Below are 18,824 nucleotides of genomic sequence, written 5' to 3' on the forward strand. Positions count from 1 at the left end.
CCCGCCGCCCCTACCCGTCCCATCCCTGGGGGCTGCGCCCCCAGACCCCCGCCTATCGGCCTGAACGGCCTCGTCCTCAAACGCCGGACGGGCTGGAGGGGCCTGGGCTGGGCTGCAAGGGCGGGCTGACTGGGTGCGCGGGCGAGCTGAGGCGCGCGGTCGGGCTGGAGGGCAGGGCGCAGCCCGCCCTCCAGGGGCGCGGGGCTGTGACATTTGCGGCTCCGCCGCGGGGCGCGACCAGCCCCCACCCACCCGCACCCGACCCCCTCCCACCCATCCCCCCTCCACACGTCAAACCCCACCAACCCCGAACCAACCCCCGCCCCACCCATCCCACCCAACCCGAACAACCCGGCCCAACCGCCGGAGGCACCCGGTCCGGTTAAGTCAATCGGCGACGAACGGTGACGGACCGCATGCGTAATGTGATGTGCTGGGACCGCTCGTTGACCGGGCAGGGGCTATCAGGGCTGACGGGGGCACGAGGGAGGGAACGTCGCATGGGGTCGGAGCAGATTCGCCGGTGGGAGTCGGGAGCGCTGGCGCACGCCGTCACCGACCCCTTCGGACAGGGCCCGGTCCCCTGGCTGCGCGGCAGTGAGCACTACTTCGACGACACCGGCCAGGTCGTCCCGTGGTACGTGGACCACACCCCGCCCCCCGGCGCCACCTACCCGACCAGCCGCAACCCCAACACCCGCTCGGACTCGGGCACCCCCACCCCCCGCTCAACCGCCGGCGGCCCCCGCACGGCCGACGACGTACACCGGCAGATCAAGGGCTTCGCCTCCACCGGCGCGGCCGCCCCCGGCGAGGCCATCGACTTCCACATCACCGTGGACCCGCCTCAGCAGTTCAGCGTGGACATCTACCGCATCGGCCACTACGGCGGCGACGGCGCCAGCAAGATCACCACCAGCCCCCGCCTCCCCGGCATCGTCCAGCCGCCCCCGCTCACCGCGGACCGTACGGTCTCCTGTCACCACTGGTGGCTGTCGTGGCGGCTCCAGATCCCCAGCTACTGGAGCGTCGGCGCGTACGTGGCCGTCCTCACCACGGACGACGGCCACCGCTCGCACATCCCGTTCACGGTCCGCGACGACCACCCCGCCGACCTGCTGCTGCTCCTCCCGGACATCACATGGCAGGCGTACAACCTCTACCCGGAGGACGGCCACACCGGCGCCAGCCTCTACCACGCGTGGGACGAGAGCGGCCGGCTGCTCGGCGAGGCCGACGCCGCGACGACGGTCTCCTTCGACCGGCCGTACGCGGGCGCCGGCCTGCCCCTGCACGTGGGCCACGCCTACGACTTCATCCGCTGGGCCGAGCGCTACGGCTACGACCTCGCGTACGCCGACGCCCGCGACCTGCACGCCGGCCGCGTCGACCCCACCCGCTACCGGGGCCTGGTCTTCCCCGGCCACGACGAGTACTGGTCGACGACCATGCGCCGTACCGTGGAAGCGGCCCGCGACCGCGGCACCTCGCTCGTCTTCCTCTCCGCCAACACCATGTACTGGCAGGCGGAGCTGGGCCCGTCCCCGTCCGGCGTCCCCGACCGCCTGCTCACCTGCCTGAAACGCCGCTGCCCCGGAAAACCCGCCCTGTGGCGCGAGATCGACCGCCCGGAGCAGGAGCTCCTCGGCATCCAGTACGCGGGCCGGGTCCCCGAGGCGCACCCGCTGGTCGTCCGCAACGCCGACCACTGGATGTGGGAGGCCACCGGCGCGCACGAGGGCGACGAACTCGAGGGCATGGTCGCGGGCGAGGCCGACCGCTACTTCCCCCGCGTCACCCTTCCCGAGCACCAGGGCCGCATCCTGCTGTCCCACTCCCCGTACCGGGACACCGAAGGCGCGATCCGCCACCAGGAGACGTCCCTGTACCGCGCCCCCTCCGGCGCCCTCGTCTTCGCGGCCGGCACCTTCGCCTGGTCCCCGGCCCTGGACCGCCCCGGCCACGTCGACCCTCGCGTCCAACGCGCCACGGCCAACCTCCTGGACCGCATCTGCAAGCGCGACTGACCGGATTGACCGGACCGACCGGACCCCGTTCACCTGCGGCTTCCCGGAATGCGGGAGAATCGGGCCATCCAGTCAGAACCGCGGGAGGGAATCGTGTCCGGATTCGTAGAAAAGCCCGAACCCCTTGAGGTTCCGGGTCTGGTGCATCTGCACACCGGCAAGGTGCGCGACCTGTACCAGAACGAGGCGGGCGACCTCGTGATGGTCGCCAGCGACCGCATCTCCGCGTTCGACTGGGTACTCCCCACGGAGATCCCCGACAAGGGCCGCGTCCTCACGCAGCTCTCCCTCTGGTGGTTCGACCAGATCGCGGACCTGCTCCCGAACCACGTGCTGAGCACCGACGTCCCGGCCGGCGCCCCCGCCGACTGGGAGGGCCGCACCATGGTCTGCAAGTCCCTGCGGATGGTTCCGGTCGAGTGTGTCGCCCGCGGTTATCTCACCGGCTCGGGCCTCACCGAGTACAAGGAGACCCGTACGGTCTGCGGTCTCGCCCTCCCCGAAGGCCTGACCGACGGCTCGGAACTCCCCGCGCCGATCTTCACGCCCGCGACGAAGGCGGCGGTCGGCGAGCACGACGAGAACGTCTCGTACGAGGAGGTCGCCCGCCAGGTCGGCGCCGACACCGCGGCCCAGCTGCGCCAGGCGACGCTCGCCGTCTACGGCCGCGGCCGCGACATCGCGCGCGACCGCGGGATCATCCTCGCCGACACGAAGTTCGAGTTCGGCTTCGACGGCGAGACGCTCGTCGTCGCGGACGAGGTGCTGACCCCGGACTCCTCCCGCTTCTGGCCGGCCGACCTGTGGGAGCCGGGCCGCGCGCAGCCCTCGTTCGACAAGCAGTTCGTGCGCGACTGGCTGACCTCCGCCGAGTCCGGCTGGGACCGCGGGAGCGAGCAGCCGCCGCCGGCTCTGCCCACGCAGGTCGTGGACGCGACCCGCGCCAAGTACGTCGAGGCGTACGAGCGCCTGACCGGCGGCACCTGGACCTGAGCGCGCCCGGCGCACACGAAGAAGCCCCCGGTCGTGATGACCGGGGGCTTCTCACTGCTCTTACAAGCTTTCCTGCACCGAGCGGACGACCAGGTTCGAACTGGCGACCTCAACCTTGGCAAGGTTGCGCTCTACCAACTGAGCTACGTCCGCGCTGCGCCGTGGCGCGACAGCCACTATACCCAACCTCGCTGCCGTGCGAGCCGCACCGCCGTGTGCCGGTTCTCGACCCCGAGCTTGGACACGGCCGACGACAGATAGTTCCGTACGGTCCCCTGCGACAGCGAGGCCCGCTCCGCGATCTCGGCGACGGGCGCCCCGTCGGCGGCCAGCTCCAGCACCTCGGCCTCGCGCGCGGTCAGCGGCGAGTCCCCGGCGGAGATCGCGTCGGCGGCCAACTCCGGGTCGACGTAACGGTTCCCGGCCTGCACGGTACGGATGATCTCGGCGAGCCGCTGCGCGCTGACGGTCTTCGGGACGAACCCCCGCACACCTGCCTCAAGCGCCCGCTTCAGATGTCCCGGCCGTCCATGGCTCGTCACGATCAGCACCCGGCAGGCGGGAAGTTCGGCCCGCAGCGATGTGGCCACCTTCACACCGTCCGCCCCTGGCATCTGAAGATCCAGCACGGCCACGTCGGGTTCGTGGGCCCGGGCCATCGCCAACGCCTCGGGTCCCGTGGCCGCCTCGGCCACCACCAGCAGATCGTCCTCCAGCGCGAGCAGCGCGGCCAGCGCCCCACGGATGAGGTGCTCGTCGTCGGCGAGCAGCAGCCGGACGGGTCGTACGGACGTCATGAGGTGACCTCTTCGTTCACGCGGCGCGCATCAGGGGCCGACGAGGAGGACGCCGGGGACTGCGGAGGTGAAGGGGGCGAAGAAGGCGAAGGGAGCGGCTGGGACTCCTGTGGCTCCTGGGACTGCTGGGACCGCAGGGAATCCGGCGCCGAGGACAGCGGCAGCGGAACCTCGGCCACCACCCGGAACAGGTCACCGCCGGCCGGCCCCGCGTCCAGCGTCCCGCCCACCGCGGACAGCCGCTCCCGAAGCCCCGCGAGACCGGACCCGCTCCTCGCTCCGGCGGAGCCACCCGCGCCGGCCGCCCCGTCGCTCTCCACGGTCAGGGCGACGCGAGCCCCGGCCACCGCCAGCGACACCCGGCACCGCCTCGCGTTCCCGTGCCGCAGCACGTTCGTCGTCGCCTCCCGTACGACCCAGCCAAGGGCCGACTGCACCGCCGCGGGCAGCTCCGTCGCGGAGCCGGTCACCGTGCAGTCGACCCCGGCGGCGGTCAACACCCCCTGTGCACCGGCGAGTTCGGCGCCGAGGTCGGCTTCCCGGTAGCCGCGTACGACCTCGCGCACCTCCTTCTGCGACTCGCGGGCGATCCGCTGCACCTCGATCATCTGGTCCACGGCCTCGGGCCGTTCGCGCCGCGAGAGCTGGACGGCGAGCTCGCTCTTCAGGGCGATCACCGCGAGGTTGCGGCCCATCACGTCGTGCAGGTCGCGCCCGAAGCGCAGCCGTTCCTCGGCGACGGCGAGGCGGGCGCGGGTCTCGCGGGCCGCGTCGAGTTCGTACACGGCGTTGAGCAGCCACACCGAGAAGACGGAGGTGAAGGTGAGGAACCCGCCGGCGATCATCACGATCAGCGCGGTGATCAGCGCGGTGGACCCGGGGACACCCAGCGCCAGCGCCACGGCCGCGACGCCCGCCGGGAGGCCGCCCACGATCGTCAGCACGCGCCGCCGGCCGCGCACCCCGAGTACCAGGGCGCCGATCCCGAAGGTCATCACGCCCGCGAAGAGCGTGCCCGCCGCGTTGTCGGAGCCCTCGCCGGGGCCGTACTCCAAGAGGGCAAGCGCGCCGATCCCCAGCAGCCCGGTGACCGTACCGAGCACGGCGAGCAGGCGTACGGGCTGCTCCCGCCTCCCGAGCGTCCAGTCGAGCGCCCGGGACGCGGTCACCGCACAGAACACGGCGTGCCCGCACAGCGGCAGGAACAGCAAGCCGGCGAGGCCCGTTCCCACCTGTCCGAACAGGGGAAGCCCGATCGCGGCGATCTCCATCAACGCGAAGAAGTGGAAGGACCAGCGCGTGTACGACTCGACCTTGGCCGGCGTGCTCTGCCCGCGCCACCAGGCTCCCGGCCTCCGCATATCCGCCCTCACCTGCCCTGTCGTCGCCCTCACCTGCTCCGCTGTCGCCTTCGCGGCGCCCGCAATGTCCGCCCCCGCCATGCCGCCCGTCCCGTCCGTCTCAGTGCCGCGGCTCCCAGCGGAACCACCGCCTTACAGCAAACACCGCCAGTACGGTCCAGGCCACCGCCGTGGCGACGGCGCCCAGGGCGTCGTACGCGGAGAGGTCGCCGGTCCAGCCGCCGCGGATCAGCGTGATCACCGGTGTGAGCGGCAGCAGTTCGCAGAAGGAGGCGAGGCGGTCGGGCAGGACTTCGAGCGGTACGAAGGTGCCGGAGCCCATCATGGACACCAGCAGCAGCGGCATCGCCGCCACCTGGGCGCTCTCCACACTCCTGCTGAAGCTGGCGGTGACCGCCGCGAGCGCGGGCCACATTGCGAGACCCAACAGCAGGCCCAGGACGGCGAGGTGGGGTGCCTCGGGTGCTCCCACGTCGAGGAGCACCGCGCAAGCGGCCGTCAGTGCCAGGCACTGCACCAGGCCGATGAGGACCGACGGCAGTGCGGCGCCGGCCAGGATCTCCGCGTCCCGCAGCTCCCCGGTGCGCAGCCGCTTGAGGACGAGCTCCTCACGGCGGGCGGCGTAGACGCTCACCAGCGAGCTGTAGACCGCGAAGAGCAGGGAGAAGCCGACGGTGGAGGGCAGGATGACCGACCCGACCGAGAGGCCCGCCTCCTTGAGGTCCATGTCCTCGACGACGGAGCGCAGGCTGAACGGCAGCACCAGCGGCACGAACACGGCCGCGAAGAGCGTGGCCTTGCCGCGCACGAGCAGCGTCAGCTCGGCCCGCGCCAGCGCCGCCATCCGGCCCGCGGCGGTCACCGCCGTACCCGGGCTCACGGATGCGGCCTTCGTCACAGTCCCCGCGCTCATGCCACCCGCTCCTTCTCCGAGATACCCGAAACACCCGAGTTGCCCGAGGTCTCCGACGCCGCCGCGGACACCTCGCGGGCGATCCGCAGGAACGCCTCCTCCAGCGACCCGGACCGCATGTCGAGCCCCCGCAGCTCGACCCCGGCCCGCTCGGCCCACACCAGCAGCCCGGTGGCGGCCCGTTGCAGCTCACCGGTCCGCAGCCGGACCACCCGGCCGTCCGTCTCGTGCCCGGTGACGCCGAGCGAGGCGAGCGGCGGCAGATCGCCGAGGAAGTAGCCGTCGGGCAGCTCGAAGGAGATCCGGGACGGCTGGGAGGCGGTCACCTCGGCCGGGGTCCCGGAGACCGCGATCCGCCCCGCGTGCAGGATCGCGAGCCGGTCGGCGAGCCCTTCCGCCTCCTCCAGGTAGTGCGTGGTGAGCAGCACGGTCGTGCCCGTGTCGCGCAGCTCGCGCACCAACGCCCAGGTCTCCTGGCGCCCTTCGGCGTCGAGCCCGGTCGTCGGCTCGTCCAGGAAGAGCACCTCGGGCCGGCCGAGGAGCGCGATCGCCAGGTCCATGCGCCGCCTCTCGCCCCCGGACAACTGCTTCACCCGTACGCCGGTCCGTCGCTCCAGTCCGACCAGCGACAGCGCCTCGCCCACCGGGCGGGCCCCGCTGGTGCAGCCCGCCCACATCCGTACGGTCTCCGCGACGGTCAGCTCGGACGAGAAGCCGCCCTCCTGGAGCATGACGCCGATGCGTGGACGCACGGCGGCGCGTTCCGTGTACGGGTCGTGGCCGAGGACCCGTACCCGTCCGCCGGCCGGCGGCGCGAGGCCCTCCAGCAGTTCGACCGTGGAGGTCTTGCCCGCGCCGTTGGTCCCGAGCAGTGCGAACAGCTCCCCGCGGCCGACGTTGAAGGTCACCCCCCGGACCGCCTCGAACTCTCCCCCGTACACGCGTCGTAGATCCGTGACCTCGATCACATGCTCGTTCACGTGCCTTTTCACGTGCTCTTTCGCGTTCATGGGACCAGCCTCGCCGCTGTCGGCGGGCGGGGGCAGTGCGCGCTGTCATCGCTGCACATGACAAATGTCAGACGGCGGAAGCCAGGACGGCGGAAAGCGGGGCGCCGACAGCCAGGACGCCGGAAAGCGAGCAGGCATGCAAAAAACCCCGGTCTCGATGACCGGGGCCTTTACCTGCTGGAGCGGACGACCAGGTTCGAACTGGCGACCTCAACCTTGGCAAGGTTGCGCTCTACCAACTGAGCTACGTCCGCATTGCCTCCGACCGGCTCTCACCGATCGGCGCGGGCACCAGCCTACCTGATCCACCACAGTGGTCGGTAAGCGATGCAGAGCGGGTGACAGGAATTGCACACTGCGCCTTCCCCCTGGAAGGGGGATGTTCTGCTACTGAACTACACCCGCGTGACTCCGGTGAGCCGGGCCTTTCGGCCTTGCCCCTCGGCGTGCTCCAGACTCTAGCTGATCGGCGGGGGTGCAGCGCAAGTCGGCTGCCCCCAGGGCCCGCTGACGGACCCGGGACGCACCGACCGGCACCCCCGCCGCAAGGTCAGCGCGCCGTCACTGCGCCGCGGTGAACGCCTCGTAGACCTTCTTGGGGATGCGTCCGCGGGCGGGCACCTCCAGCTTGTTGGACTGCGCCCAGGCCCGGACGGCCGCCGGGTCCGGGGCGACCGCCGTCTGCCGGTAGGCCTTGCCGGAGCGCGACCGCTTCCGGCCGGCCTCCACGTACGGCTCCAGGGCGCTACGCAGTTTCTTCGCGTTGGCTTGGTTCAGGTCGATCTCGTACGACTTGCCGTCCAGACCGAAGGCGATCGTTTCCGCCGCTTCCGAGCCGTCGATGTCGTCGAAGAGAGTGACTACGACACGCTGCGCCACGAATATCGGTCCCTTCATGCGGCACCTCTTGAGCGACGTCCGATGACGTGCGGAGATGCCGACTGTCCGGCTGCATTTATGAGTGATTGGGCAAAGTATCGACTATTGACAATTCATTTGTACAGTGCCCGGCAATCCAATGTGAAGCTCGACTAAATCTCTTGGCGTGTCCCAGGGCAATAGGAGCCAGGGTCTCGATCCGGATCTTTCCCAGGATTTTTCGTGACGGAAGCCCCTTGATAGCTCCTCGATGCAGAATCGTGATGGCCGTCACGTAGATTCCTACGAATCTACCCGCGTAGAAATTTTGTGCGGGTAGTCTGAAGGAACCTGCTCAGCACCACACACCGGGAGTGCCAGTGGCACGCGTCGTAGTCGACGTCATGCTCAAGCCGGAGATCCTCGACCCCCAGGGCCAGGCGGTGCAGCGTGCACTGCCGCGCCTCGGTTTCGAGGGTGTCTCCGACGTACGTCAGGGAAAGCGATTCGAACTGGAAGTGGACGGACCGGTGGACGACGCCGCGCTCGCCCGCATCCATGAACTGGCGGAATCCTTCCTCGCCAACACCGTGATCGAAGACTTCACCGTCAAGGTGGAGGAAGTCGCGGAGGTCGGAAAGTGACCGCTCGTATTGGCGTGGTCACTTTCCCTGGCAGCCTCGACGACCGGGACACCCAGCGCGCGATCAGGCTCGCCGGTGCCGAACCCGTCGCTCTCTGGCACAAGGACAAGGACCTCAAGCAGGTCGACGCGGTGGTGCTGTGCGGCGGTTTCTCGTACGGCGACTATCTGCGCGCCGGAGCCATCGCGCGCTTCTCGCCGGTGATGGAGACCGTCATTGAGCAGGCGAAGTCGGAAATGCCGGTGCTCGGCATCTGCAACGGCTTCCAGATCCTGACCGAGGCCCATCTCCTGCCCGGCGGCATGCTCGGCAACGACCACCGGCACTTCATCTGCCGTGACCAGAAACTGCGGGTGGAGAACGCGGACACCGCCTGGACGACGGACTACACCGCCGGCCAGGAGATCCACGTCCCGCTGAAGAACATGGACGGGCGGTACGTCGCCGACGAGCGCACCCTCGACATGCTGGAGGCGGAGGGCCGAGTCGCCTTCCGTTACCTGGACTTCAACCCGAACGGTTCCCTCCGGGACATCGCCGGCATCTCGAACGCGGCGGGCAACGTCGTCGGCCTCATGCCGCACCCCGAGCACGCGGTCGAGCCCCTCGTCGGGACCGGCCGCACCGACGGCCTCCCCTTCTTCACCTCGATCCTCAAGAAGCTGGTCAACGCATGAGCCGGACGCCTCTGGACACGGTCGAGCACGCGGCCGGGACCCCCGACGTCGAGCTGCCCTGGGCCGAACTCGGCCTGAAGAAGGACGAGTACGAGCGGGTCGTGGAGATCCTCGGCCGCCGGCCCACCGGTGCCGAACTCGCCATGTACTCGGTCATGTGGTCCGAGCACTGCTCGTACAAGTCCTCCAAGGTCCATCTCAAGCAGTTCGGCGAGAAGGCCCCCCACTCGGACGCCCTCCTCGTCGGCATCGGCGAGAACGCCGGTGTCGTCGACGTCGGGCAGGGCTACGCGGTCACCTTCAAGGTCGAGTCGCACAACCACCCGTCGTACGTCGAGCCCTACCAGGGCGCGGCCACCGGCGTCGGCGGCATCGTGCGCGACATCATCGCGATGGGCGCGCGGCCGGTCGCCGTGGTCGACCCGCTCCGCTTCGGCGCGGCGGACCACCCCGACACCAAGCGCGTACTCCCGGGCGTCGTCGCCGGCATCGGCGGCTACGGCAACTGCCTCGGTCTGCCGAACATCGGCGGCGAGGTCGTCTTCGACGCCTGCTACCAGGGCAACCCCCTCGTGAACGCCGGTGCCATCGGCGTCATGCGGCACGAGGACATCCACCTCGCCAAGGCGTCCGGACCCGGCAACAAGGTCATCCTGTACGGGGCCCGCACGGGCGGCGACGGCATCGGCGGTGCCTCGATCCTCGCCTCCGAGACCTTCGACGACGCCAAGCCGTCCAAGCGCCCCGCCGTCCAGGTCGGCGACCCCTTCCAGGAGAAGCTCCTCATCGAGTGCACCCTGGAGGCCTTCGCCGAGAAGCTGGTCGTCGGCATCCAGGACCTCGGCGCGGCCGGACTCTCCTGCGCGACAAGCGAGTTGGCGTCCAACGGCTCCGGCGGCATGCGCGTCACGCTGGACGACGTACCCCTGCGCGACTCCACGCTCTCGCCCGAGGAAATCCTCATGAGCGAGTCGCAGGAACGCATGTGCGCGGTCGTCGAGCCGGAGAAGGTCGACCGCTTCCTGGAGATCTGCGACAAGTGGGACGTCATCGCCACCGTCATCGGTGAGGTGACCGACGGCGACCGCCTGGAGATCTACTGGCACGGCGGCAAGATCGTCGACGTCGACCCGCGCACGGTCGCGCACGACGGCCCGGTCTACGAGCGCCCGTACGCCCGCCCGCACTGGCAGGACGCCCTCCAGGCGGACGACGCCAACAAGCTGCCCAGGCCCACCACTTCGGACGAGCTCAAGGACCAGGTCCTCAAGCTGGTCGGCTCCCCGAACCAGGCCTCCAAGTCCTGGATCACCAGCCAGTACGACCACTTCGTGCAGGGCAACACCGTGCTGGCGCAGCCCGAGGACTCGGGCATGATCCGCATCGACGAGGCGTCAGGCCTCGGCGTAGCCATCGCCACGGACGGCAACGGCCGGTTCGCGAAGCTGGACCCGTACACGGGTGCGCAGCTCGCCCTCGCCGAGGCGTACCGCAACGTCGCGACGACCGGCGCCAAGCCGCTCGCCGTCTCCGACTGCCTGAACTTCGGCTCGCCCGAAGACCCGGCGGTGATGTGGCAGTTCGCGGAGGCCATCCGCGGACTGGCCGACGGCTGCCAGCAGTTGGGCACCCCGGTGACCGGCGGCAACGTCTCGCTGTACAACCAGACCGGCGAGGCCGCCATCCACCCGACCCCGGTCGTGGCCGTCCTCGGCGTCATCGACGACGTGGCGCGTCGCACCCCGGTCGCCTTCCAGGAGGAAGGGCAGCTGCTCTATCTCCTCGGTGACACCCGTGAGGAGTTCGGCGGTTCGGCCTGGTCGCAGGTGATCCACGACCACCTCGGCGGGCTGCCGCCCAAGGTGGACCTGGAGCGCGAGCGCCTGCTGGCCGAGATCCTGATCTCCGCCTCCCGCGACGGCATGATCGACTCCGCGCACGACCTGTCCGACGGCGGTCTGATCCAGGCCGTGGTCGAGTCGGCCCTGCTCGGCGGCAAGGGCGCGCGTCTCGTCGTACCCGACGGCCTCGACGCCTTCACCTTCCTCTTCTCCGAGTCCGCGGGCCGCGCGATCGTCGCGATCCCGCGCTCCGAGGAACTCCGCTTCAACGACATGTGCGGGGCGCGGGGCCTGCCCGTCACCCGCGTCGGCGTCGTCGACGGGGACTCGGTGGAGGTCCAGGGCGAGTTCACCCTCCCCCTGACCGAACTGCGCACGGTGCACGAGGAGACGATCCCGGCGCTGCTGGCCTGACAGCCCGTACGCACTGAAGGCCCCGCCCGGACTCCTTGCTCAGGAGCCCGGGCGGGGCCTTCGGCATGCGGGCGCTCAGCTCAGAAGCAGCCTCTCAGCACAGCACGGTCTTGTCGTAGTCGCCCAAGCCGTCGTAGGTCCAGGACTTGCTGGCCCCGGGCTTCAGCGTCCAGCACGAGCCGTCGCTCCCCCAGGAAATAACGATCTTGACCTTTTTGGTCGTACTGCAGTTGTTCGTCAGTTCGATCCACACGTAGGCATTGCTGGCCGGCCTCTGCACGTTCCGATCGACGCACGCGGGCGCCGTGTCGCCTGCCGCCGCGTACGCCGACGGGGCGGTGGCCACGACGGAGAGTGACGCGGCGAGCAGCGCCGTCACGGCGACCCCGGACTTCTTGATCAAGGACATGGAGCGAACCTTCCCCGTTGGAGATGGAGCGGTCACCACGCTGGTCATCACGCGGCTCGCAAGCCATTGGAAGGGCGAACGGGCCGGGGCGGAACCTGAAGAGTTATAGGGCGTGCTCGTCGCCCTGTCCACGGCTCGCCCGTGAGCCTGACGGAACTTGACGGAACATGAGGGAAGTCAACGGAACTTGGGGAACGATGTCCGCACGCAAGCTCGCCATGACGGCCTTCCGCCCACACGACCGGCAGCGCGGTCACCTGAGCCGTACCTCCACTTCCAGCTGATGGACGGCCCCGACCCGGACACCGCCCGCAGCCTCCCCCACCTAGGGTGATCTCCATGCCACCGGCCAAGAAGCGCCTCCGCAGCTACGATCCCGGCAAGACCCGCGCCGCCGTTCTGACCCAGTTCGGGAACGTGCGGACGGCTGTCCGCACCCTCACGCCCGAGCAGCTCGCGCAGCCCACCCGCCTAGGCGACTGGACCGTACGCGACCTGGCCGCCCACATCACCATGGCCGTCGAGACCGTCAGCCGGAACCTTGATCGGGACGAACCGGACAAGGCGGAGCTCACCCTGCTGGACTGGCCGTTCGCGACCGCCGGCAGAGCGGGCGACATCGCCGACGACACCCGGGAGCTGGCCAGGGCCAACCCGGACCTCGACGCGCTCTACGCCCGCACCGGGCAGCGCGTCATCGAGCGCCTGGCGGCGGCTCCCGACACCAGGCTGCTCGGCACCCGCACCGGCTCCATGAGCCTCGCCGACTACCTCGTCACCCGTACGGTCGAGCTCGTCGTCCACACCGACGACCTGAACGCGGCCGTCCCGGGCCTCGACATCCCGTACGACCGCCAGGCCCTCGCCGCCTGCACCCGCCTCCTCGCCGACGCGCTCGCGGTGAAGGCACCCGGCGCCTCCACCGAGGTGCGCTTGCCGCCGTACGCGGTCGTGCAGTGCGTGGAGGGCCCGCGCCACACCCGCGGCACCCCGCCGAACGTCGTCGAGACGGACCCGCTGACCTGGATCCGGCTCGCGACGGGACGTACGGAATGGCGGACGGCCCTCGCCGACGCCCAGGTCAGCGCGAGCGGAGAACGGGCCGACCTGGGCGGACTGCTCCCCCTGATGCGCTGAGAGCCTGTGTCTGAACCCCCCGATGGGCCGAGAAGCCGAGAAGGGGAACCAAGAACCCCACCCGTCCCGTCAAAGCGGCATGCACACGCAGCGTCTTACCCTCAGCGCCCGTAGCGTCCTCAGCGCCCGAAGCAGCCTCGGCCTCCTGGCCGTCACCGGGCTGCTCGCCACCGCCGCCTGCGGCACGGAGAGCGGCGACGACAAGTCCGGCTCGTCGGGTTCCGGTTCCGTCGGCACCCGGAACGCCACCGAGATCGCCGGCAAGCACTGGAACGTGGAGAGCGTGACGGTCGGCGGCACGAAGCACGACGCCCCGGCCGGTGCCTACGTCGAATTCGGCAAGGACGGCAAGGTGGGCGGCAACTACGGCTGCAACCACTTCGGGGCGAGCGCCGAGATCAAGGGCGACACCATCGTGGTCGGCGACGACGCGATCACGACCATGAAGGCATGTACGGCCAAGGGCGCGATGGAGTTCGAGTCCCGGCTGGGCGACGCGATCTCCGACAGCACGATCAAGGCTGCGGTCGACGACGGCAAGCTGACGCTGACCACGAAGGACGGCCACACCGTGAAGCTCACCGCCGAGCAGCCCGCCGAGCTCCACGGCACGAAGTGGAACGTCACGTCCCTGGTGAAGGGCGATGTGAAGGGCGAGTCGGCCGTGCCCCTGGCCTCCGAGGCCGAGGGCAAGGTCCACCTCACCTTCGACGAGAAGGCCGGCACCGTCAGCGGGCAACTCGGCTGCAACCGGGTGACGGCGAAGGCGACGGTCAGCGACGGCGGTATCACTCTGGGCAGGGCGGGGACCACCCGCAAGATGTGCTCCGCCTCACTCATGGACACCGAAAAAGCCCTGCTGAAGCTCTTCGACGGCACCGTGAAGTACCAGCTCAAGCACCGCACCCTCACGCTGACCAGCGAAAACGGCGCGGGCCTCCAAGCGGCCGCCGCCGAGTGATCCATCCCGGGCCCGCATCCCCAATTCGGACCAGTGGGCGACCTCGCCTACACTCGGTGGCGTGCCACGTGGTGACGGTCGACTCAGTCATGATCTGCTCCCCGGCGAGAAAGGCCCCCAGGACGCTTGCGGCGTCTTCGGAGTCTGGGCTCCCGGCGAAGAGGTCGCCAAGCTCACTTACTTCGGGCTCTACGCCCTCCAGCATCGAGGCCAGGAATCCGCGGGAATCGCGGTAAGCAACGGCTCCAAGATCCTCGTCTTCAAGGACATGGGCCTCGTTTCCCAGGTCTTCGACGAGGCCTCCCTCGGTTCGCTCCTCGGTCATATCGCGGTCGGTCACGCCCGCTACTCGACCACCGGTGCCTCCACCTGGGAGAACGCCCAGCCCACCTTCCGTGCCACCGCGCACGGTTCCATCGCGCTCGGCCACAACGGCAACCTGGTCAACACGGCCGAGCTCGCCGAGATGGTCGCGGACCTGCCCAAGCAGGAGGGCCGCACCCCCCGGGTAGCGGCCACCAACGACACCGACCTCCTCACGGCCCTGCTCGCGGCCCAGGTCGACGAAGACGGCAAGCCGCTGACCATAGAGGAGGCCTCCGCAAAGGTCCTCCCGCAGGTCAAGGGCGCCTTCAGCCTCGTCTTCATGGACGAGCACACGCTGTACGCGGCCCGCGACCCGCAGGGCATCCGCCCGCTGGTCCTCGGCCGCCTGGAGCGCGGCTGGGTGGTCGCCTCCGAGTCCGCCGCCCTCGACATCTGCGGCGCGGCCTACGTCCGGGAGATCGAGCCGGGCGAGTTCGTCGCCATCGACGAGAACGGCCTCCGTACATCGCGATTCGCGGAAGCGAAGCCCAAGGGCTGCGTCTTCGAGTACGTGTATCTGGCCCGTCCTGACACGGACATCGCCGGCCGGAACGTGTACCTCTCGCGGGTCGAAATGGGCCGCAAACTCGCCAAGGAAGCCCCCGCCGAGGCCGATCTGGTCATAGCGACTCCGGAGTCCGGCACGCCCGCCGCGATCGGTTACGCGGAGGCGTCCGGCATCCCGTTCGGCGCCGGCCTGGTGAAGAACGCGTACGTCGGCCGGACCTTCATCCAGCCTTCACAGACCATCCGCCAGCTCGGCATCCGCCTCAAGCTGAATCCGCTCAAGGAAGTCATCAAGGGCAAGCGGCTGGTCGTCGTGGACGACTCGATCGTGCGCGGCAACACCCAGCGCGCGCTCGTCCGCATGCTCCGTGAGGCGGGCGCGGCAGAGGTCCACATCCGGATCTCGTCTCCGCCCGTGAAGTGGCCCTGCTTCTTCGGCATAGATTTCGCGACCCGGGCCGAGCTGATCGCCAACGGCATGACCATCGAGGAGATCGGCACCTCGCTGGGCGCCGACTCCCTCTCGTACATTTCCATCGACGGCATGATCGAGGCGACCACCATCGCCAAGCCGAACCTCTGCCGTGCCTGCTTCGACGGCGAGTACCCGATGGACCTCCCGGACCCCGAGCTCCTCGGCAAGCAGCTCCTGGAGACCGAACTGGCCGCCGGTCCGGCGGCCACGGCAGCGGCCGACGCGATCCGTCGCCCGTAAGCCTTCGCAGCCAAGTCCTCGCAGCCAAGACCCCGCAGCACTTCAGCTGTACGACACGAAAGCTCTCACTGTCATGTCTTCTGAGACCACAGGTGCCAGCTACGCGGCTGCCGGCGTCGACATCGAGGCGGGCGACCGCGCCGTAGAGCTCATGAAGGAGTGGGTGAAGAAGACGCAGCGCCCCGAGGTCCTCGGCGGCCTCGGCGGCTTCGCCGGCCTCTTCGACGCCTCCGCCCTCAAGCGCTACGAGCGGCCGCTGCTCGCCTCCGCCACCGACGGCGTGGGCACGAAGGTCGACCTGGCCCGGCAGCTCGGCGTGTACGACACCATCGGCCACGACCTGGTCGCGATGGTCATGGACGACATCGTGGTGTGCGGCGCCGAGCCGCTGTTCATGACCGACTACATCTGTGTCGGCAAGGTCCATCCCGAGCGTGTCGCGGCCATCGTGAAGGGCATCGCCGAGGGCTGTGTCCTCGCCGGCTGCGCCCTCGTGGGCGGCGAGACGGCCGAGCACCCGGGCCTCCTCGGCCCGGACGACTTCGACGTCGCGGGCGCCGGTACGGGCGTCGTGGAGGCCGACCGGCTGCTGGGCGCGGATCGTATCCGTAAGGGTGACGCGGTGATCGCCATGGCGGCCTCCGGACTTCACTCGAACGGGTACTCGCTCGTCCGGCACGTCCTCTTCGACCGCGCCAAGCTGAAGCTCGACCAGCACGTCGAGGAGTTCGGCCGCACCCTCGGCGAGGAGCTCCTGGAGCCCACCAAGATCTACTCGCTGGACTGCCTGGCCCTCACCCGCACGACCGACGTGCACGCCTACTCGCACGTCACGGGCGGCGGCCTCGCCGCCAACCTGGCCCGCGTGATCCCGGACACCCTGCACGCCACCGTCGACCGCGCCACCTGGACCCCGGCCCCCGTCTTCGACCTCGTAGGCACCACCGGCCAGGTAGACCGCCTGGAACTGGAAAAGACCCTGAACATGGGCGTAGGCATGATCGCAATCGTCCCCGAGGACTCGACGGACGTGGCCCTGGCCACCCTGGCGGACCGAGGCGTGGAAGCCTGGGTGGCAGGAGAGATCACCGACCGAGCGGCCCACGAATCGGGCGCCACCATGACCGGCAACTACGCCAACTGATCAGACGCCGGACCAGTGAAGCGCGCCCCTTAAGGGGCGCGGGGAACTGCGCGACCAGCCACAACGAACCCGCAGCCCGATAAACGAACCGCAGCTATCCCGGCGCCCCCCGCGGACGCGGCATGCACAAAACCCGGTCCGGCGCGAAACCGCCCGAACCGGGTGAGGTGCAGCAACAGCTACAGCACGACCACGGACCCTGCTAAGCCCGCTGCAAGCGCTACGCGCCGCGGCGTTGCGACGCGGGACCGGACTCCTCGTCCTCGTCATCGTCGTCGTTATAGCGATCCGCGTACTGGGCGTACGGGTCGTCTTCCTCGTCATCGTCCTCGAACGGCTCGCCATTCGGCGGCTGTTGCGAAGTCGAAGCGCCCAGCTCGTTGGCCAGACGCGACAGGTCTGTCCCGCCGCTGTTGTACTTCAGCTGGCGGGCGACCTTCGTCTGCTTGGCCTTGGCCCGGCCGCGCCCCATGGCTCGACCCCCTCGGTGACGGGGCTCGACGGCCCCAGAGTCTTGACACGCGTTCATGATCTAGAACGGACTCTCTGTTGAGAGACCGGTCCGTAGGGCATCCACGGTACCTGAGCCCACGCCCATACGGTACGTCGCCCACAGGACGCGCCTACGTCCAGGACCCACGAGGTGCCCTGTCCTCGCTGGTCAACCGCGATTTTAACCTCTTCTGGGAGAGCGACCCGCCGACGAACGTGAGAGTTCTCTCCAACACCCGCCGACGGGTACCTCTCAGAGGTCCTCGGGCGTCACGGACGGCGTGCCTCCGCCATCCGGTGCTCGGCGATCCGGTCGGCCGCCGCGGCCGGCGGAATCCCGTCTCCCTTCGCACGTGCGAATATGGCCAGCGTGGTGTCGAAGATCTTCGCGGCCTTGGCCTTGCACCGCTCGAAGTCGAAGCCGTGCAGCTCGTCGGCGACCTGGATGACACCGCCCGCGTTCACCACGTAGTCCGGCGCGTAGAGGATTCCGCGGTCGGCGAGGTCCTTCTCCACTCCCGCGTGCTCCAGCTGGTTGTTGGCCGCACCGCAGACGATCTTCGCGGTGAGTGCCGGCACGGAGTCGTCGTTCAGGGCGCCGCCGAGCGCGCAGGGGGCGTAGATGTCGAGCCCCGCCACCCGGATCAGCGCGTCCGTGTCCGTGACGGCCGTCACGCCGGTCGGGTGCTTGTCCAGGACCCGGCGTACGGAGGCCTCCCGTACGTCCGTGATCACGACCTCGGCGCCGTCCTCCAGGAGATGCTCCACGAGGTGGTGCCCGACCTTGCCGACGCCCGCGATGCCGACCCGGCGGCCGCGCAGCGACGGGTCGCCCCACAGGTGCCGGGCGGAGGCCCGCATGCCCTGGAAGACCCCGAAGGCGGTGAGGACGGACGAGTCCCCGGCGCCCCCGTTCTCGGGCGAGCGCCCGGTCGTCCAGCGGCACTCCCGCGCCACCACGTCCATGTCGGCCACGTACGTACCGACGTCGCAGGCGGTCACGTACCGCCCGCCCAGCGAGGCCACGAACCGGCCGTACGCGAGGAGCAGCTCCTCCGTCTTGATCCGGTCCGGGTCGCCGATGATCACGGCCTTGCCACCGCCGTGGTCGAGGCCGGCCATGGCGTTCTTGTACGACATCCCGCGCGCGAGGTTCAGGGCGTCGGCGACGGCCTCCTCCTCGCTCGCGTACGGGTAGAAGCGCGTGCCGCCGAGGGCCGGGCCCAGGGCGGTCGAGTGGATGGCGATGACGGCCTTGAGGCCGCTGGCCCGGTCCTGGCACAGCACTACTTGCTCATGGCCACCCTGATCCGAGTGGAACAGGGTGTGCAGTACGTCGGCGGGCGCGCCGGTTACGTCGGTCACTGTGGTGACTCCCAGGTAAGTAGCGGCGAGTTGGGGAGGCGGATCCCGTACGGGTGGCGGGTTCCGTGGCACGAGATTAGAGCCTGCGCGTGCCCGCCATCCGCGCAGTGGTCAGGATCACCTTCTCCCGGAGTACGGCCTGGGCGCATCGGAGTACGGGCGCGTCCCGCCGTGGGACGATTTGAGTGTTTTC

General features: G+C 69.7%; 17 protein-coding genes and 3 tRNA genes. 9 read left to right on the forward strand and 11 right to left on the reverse strand.

Features of this window, described 5'->3' with window-relative positions:
- Positions 1-500 precede the first annotated feature (500 nt).
- Both AB0I18_RS34915 and AB0I18_RS34920 read left to right on the forward strand, forming a co-directional pair.
- Positions 501-2,027: a N,N-dimethylformamidase beta subunit family domain-containing protein gene (locus AB0I18_RS34915; protein ID WP_363109695.1), complete on the forward strand. Its 1,527-nt coding sequence runs from the start codon at positions 501-503 to the stop codon at positions 2,025-2,027.
- Positions 2,028-2,120: 93 nt separating this feature from the next.
- A complete protein-coding gene (locus tag AB0I18_RS34920) occupies positions 2,121-3,020 on the forward strand; it encodes a phosphoribosylaminoimidazolesuccinocarboxamide synthase (RefSeq protein WP_363109696.1) in 900 nt (299 codons plus the stop codon).
- Positions 3,021-3,100: 80 nt separating this feature from the next.
- Here the strand turns inward: AB0I18_RS34920 and AB0I18_RS34925 are convergent.
- From AB0I18_RS34925 to AB0I18_RS34960, 8 genes are all read right to left on the reverse strand, one after another.
- Positions 3,101-3,173, reverse strand: a tRNA-Gly gene (locus AB0I18_RS34925).
- A gap of 23 nt (positions 3,174-3,196) precedes the next feature.
- The gene (locus tag AB0I18_RS34930; RefSeq protein WP_363109697.1) at positions 3,197-3,817 is read right to left on the reverse strand and encodes a response regulator transcription factor; all 621 of its coding nucleotides are present in this window, start codon (positions 3,815-3,817) and stop codon (positions 3,197-3,199) included.
- On the reverse strand, positions 3,814-5,178 hold the full coding sequence (locus AB0I18_RS34935) for a histidine kinase (RefSeq protein WP_363109698.1): 1,365 nt from the start codon (positions 5,176-5,178) through the stop codon (positions 3,814-3,816). Before AB0I18_RS34935 ends, AB0I18_RS34930 begins: the two co-directional genes overlap by 4 nt.
- A gap of 100 nt (positions 5,179-5,278) precedes the next feature.
- Positions 5,279-6,091 (reverse strand): ABC transporter permease, encoded by an 813-nt coding sequence (locus tag AB0I18_RS34940; RefSeq protein ID WP_363109699.1) that lies wholly within the window; start codon positions 6,089-6,091, stop codon positions 5,279-5,281.
- Positions 6,088-7,101 (reverse strand): ABC transporter ATP-binding protein, encoded by a 1,014-nt coding sequence (locus AB0I18_RS34945; protein WP_363109700.1) that lies wholly within the window; start codon positions 7,099-7,101, stop codon positions 6,088-6,090. The genes AB0I18_RS34940 and AB0I18_RS34945 overlap by 4 nt, the downstream gene beginning before the upstream one ends.
- A gap of 178 nt (positions 7,102-7,279) precedes the next feature.
- Positions 7,280-7,355: transfer RNA gene (locus AB0I18_RS34950), tRNA-Gly, on the reverse strand.
- Positions 7,356-7,434: 79 nt separating this feature from the next.
- Positions 7,435-7,506, reverse strand: a tRNA-Gly gene (locus tag AB0I18_RS34955).
- Between the two features lie 156 nt (positions 7,507-7,662).
- On the reverse strand, positions 7,663-7,980 hold the full coding sequence (locus AB0I18_RS34960; protein ID WP_363109730.1) for an Lsr2 family protein: 318 nt from the start codon (positions 7,978-7,980) through the stop codon (positions 7,663-7,665).
- Positions 7,981-8,339: 359 nt separating this feature from the next.
- Between AB0I18_RS34960 and purS the strand changes: the two genes are divergently transcribed.
- From purS to purL, 3 genes are read left to right on the forward strand one after another with little or no spacing between them, the layout of a single operon-like run.
- On the forward strand, positions 8,340-8,603 hold the full coding sequence (purS, locus tag AB0I18_RS34965; RefSeq protein WP_033526749.1) for a phosphoribosylformylglycinamidine synthase subunit PurS: 264 nt from the start codon (positions 8,340-8,342) through the stop codon (positions 8,601-8,603).
- Positions 8,600-9,280: a phosphoribosylformylglycinamidine synthase subunit PurQ gene (purQ, locus tag AB0I18_RS34970; protein WP_363109701.1), complete on the forward strand. Its 681-nt coding sequence runs from the start codon at positions 8,600-8,602 to the stop codon at positions 9,278-9,280. Before purS ends, purQ begins: the two co-directional genes overlap by 4 nt.
- Positions 9,277-11,535 (forward strand): phosphoribosylformylglycinamidine synthase subunit PurL, encoded by a 2,259-nt coding sequence (gene purL, locus AB0I18_RS34975; RefSeq protein WP_363109702.1) that lies wholly within the window; start codon positions 9,277-9,279, stop codon positions 11,533-11,535. The genes purQ and purL overlap by 4 nt, the downstream gene beginning before the upstream one ends.
- A gap of 94 nt (positions 11,536-11,629) precedes the next feature.
- Here purL and AB0I18_RS34980 read toward each other — a convergent pair whose 3' ends face one another.
- Positions 11,630-11,944, reverse strand: a complete 315-nt coding sequence (locus AB0I18_RS34980; RefSeq protein WP_363109703.1) for a hypothetical protein — start codon at positions 11,942-11,944, stop codon at positions 11,630-11,632.
- 339 nt (positions 11,945-12,283) lie between these two features.
- On the opposite strand from AB0I18_RS34980, the gene AB0I18_RS34985 reads away from it, so the two are divergent.
- From AB0I18_RS34985 to purM, 4 genes are all read left to right on the forward strand, one after another.
- A complete protein-coding gene (locus AB0I18_RS34985; protein ID WP_363109704.1) occupies positions 12,284-13,081 on the forward strand; it encodes a sterol carrier family protein in 798 nt (265 codons plus the stop codon).
- Positions 13,082-13,160: 79 nt separating this feature from the next.
- Complete coding sequence (locus AB0I18_RS34990; RefSeq protein WP_363109705.1) at positions 13,161-14,042, forward strand: META domain-containing protein; 882 nt, start codon at positions 13,161-13,163, stop codon at positions 14,040-14,042.
- Positions 14,043-14,103: 61 nt separating this feature from the next.
- The gene (gene purF / locus AB0I18_RS34995; RefSeq protein WP_363109706.1) at positions 14,104-15,630 is read left to right on the forward strand and encodes an amidophosphoribosyltransferase; all 1,527 of its coding nucleotides are present in this window, start codon (positions 14,104-14,106) and stop codon (positions 15,628-15,630) included.
- 73 nt (positions 15,631-15,703) lie between these two features.
- On the forward strand, positions 15,704-16,774 hold the full coding sequence (gene purM, locus AB0I18_RS35000; protein ID WP_363109707.1) for a phosphoribosylformylglycinamidine cyclo-ligase: 1,071 nt from the start codon (positions 15,704-15,706) through the stop codon (positions 16,772-16,774).
- A gap of 220 nt (positions 16,775-16,994) precedes the next feature.
- On the opposite strand, the gene AB0I18_RS35005 is transcribed toward purM, so the two are convergent.
- Together AB0I18_RS35005 and AB0I18_RS35010 are read right to left on the reverse strand one after the other, a co-directional pair.
- Positions 16,995-17,246, reverse strand: coding sequence for a DUF3073 domain-containing protein (locus AB0I18_RS35005; RefSeq protein WP_363109708.1), 252 nt, complete (start codon positions 17,244-17,246; stop codon positions 16,995-16,997).
- Between the two features lie 290 nt (positions 17,247-17,536).
- Positions 17,537-18,631 (reverse strand): Glu/Leu/Phe/Val dehydrogenase dimerization domain-containing protein, encoded by a 1,095-nt coding sequence (locus tag AB0I18_RS35010; protein WP_363109709.1) that lies wholly within the window; start codon positions 18,629-18,631, stop codon positions 17,537-17,539.
- Positions 18,632-18,824: the final 193 nt, after the last annotated feature.

It is taken from the genome of Streptomyces sp. NPDC050704 (genome assembly GCF_040654355.1).
GTDB lineage: Bacteria > Actinomycetota > Actinomycetes > Streptomycetales > Streptomycetaceae > Streptomyces.

Coding starts and splice junctions, on each gene's coding strand:
- AB0I18_RS34930 (WP_363109697.1), bottom strand. CDS start 3,817: ATGACGTCCGTACGACCCGTCCGGCTGCTGCTCGCCGACGACGAGCAC.
- AB0I18_RS34990 (WP_363109705.1), top strand. CDS start 13,161: ATGCACACGCAGCGTCTTACCCTCAGCGCCCGTAGCGTCCTCAGCGCC.
- AB0I18_RS34985 (WP_363109704.1), top strand. CDS start 12,284: ATGCCACCGGCCAAGAAGCGCCTCCGCAGCTACGATCCCGGCAAGACC.
- AB0I18_RS34980 (WP_363109703.1), bottom strand. CDS start 11,944: ATGTCCTTGATCAAGAAGTCCGGGGTCGCCGTGACGGCGCTGCTCGCC.
- AB0I18_RS34915 (WP_363109695.1), top strand. CDS start 501: ATGGGGTCGGAGCAGATTCGCCGGTGGGAGTCGGGAGCGCTGGCGCAC.
- AB0I18_RS34940 (WP_363109699.1), bottom strand. CDS start 6,091: ATGAGCGCGGGGACTGTGACGAAGGCCGCATCCGTGAGCCCGGGTACG.
- AB0I18_RS35005 (WP_363109708.1), bottom strand. CDS start 17,246: ATGGGGCGCGGCCGGGCCAAGGCCAAGCAGACGAAGGTCGCCCGCCAG.
- AB0I18_RS34945 (WP_363109700.1), bottom strand. CDS start 7,101: ATGAACGCGAAAGAGCACGTGAAAAGGCACGTGAACGAGCATGTGATC.
- purM (WP_363109707.1), top strand. CDS start 15,704: ATGTCTTCTGAGACCACAGGTGCCAGCTACGCGGCTGCCGGCGTCGAC.
- purL (WP_363109702.1), top strand. CDS start 9,277: ATGAGCCGGACGCCTCTGGACACGGTCGAGCACGCGGCCGGGACCCCC.
- AB0I18_RS34935 (WP_363109698.1), bottom strand. CDS start 5,178: ATGCGGAGGCCGGGAGCCTGGTGGCGCGGGCAGAGCACGCCGGCCAAG.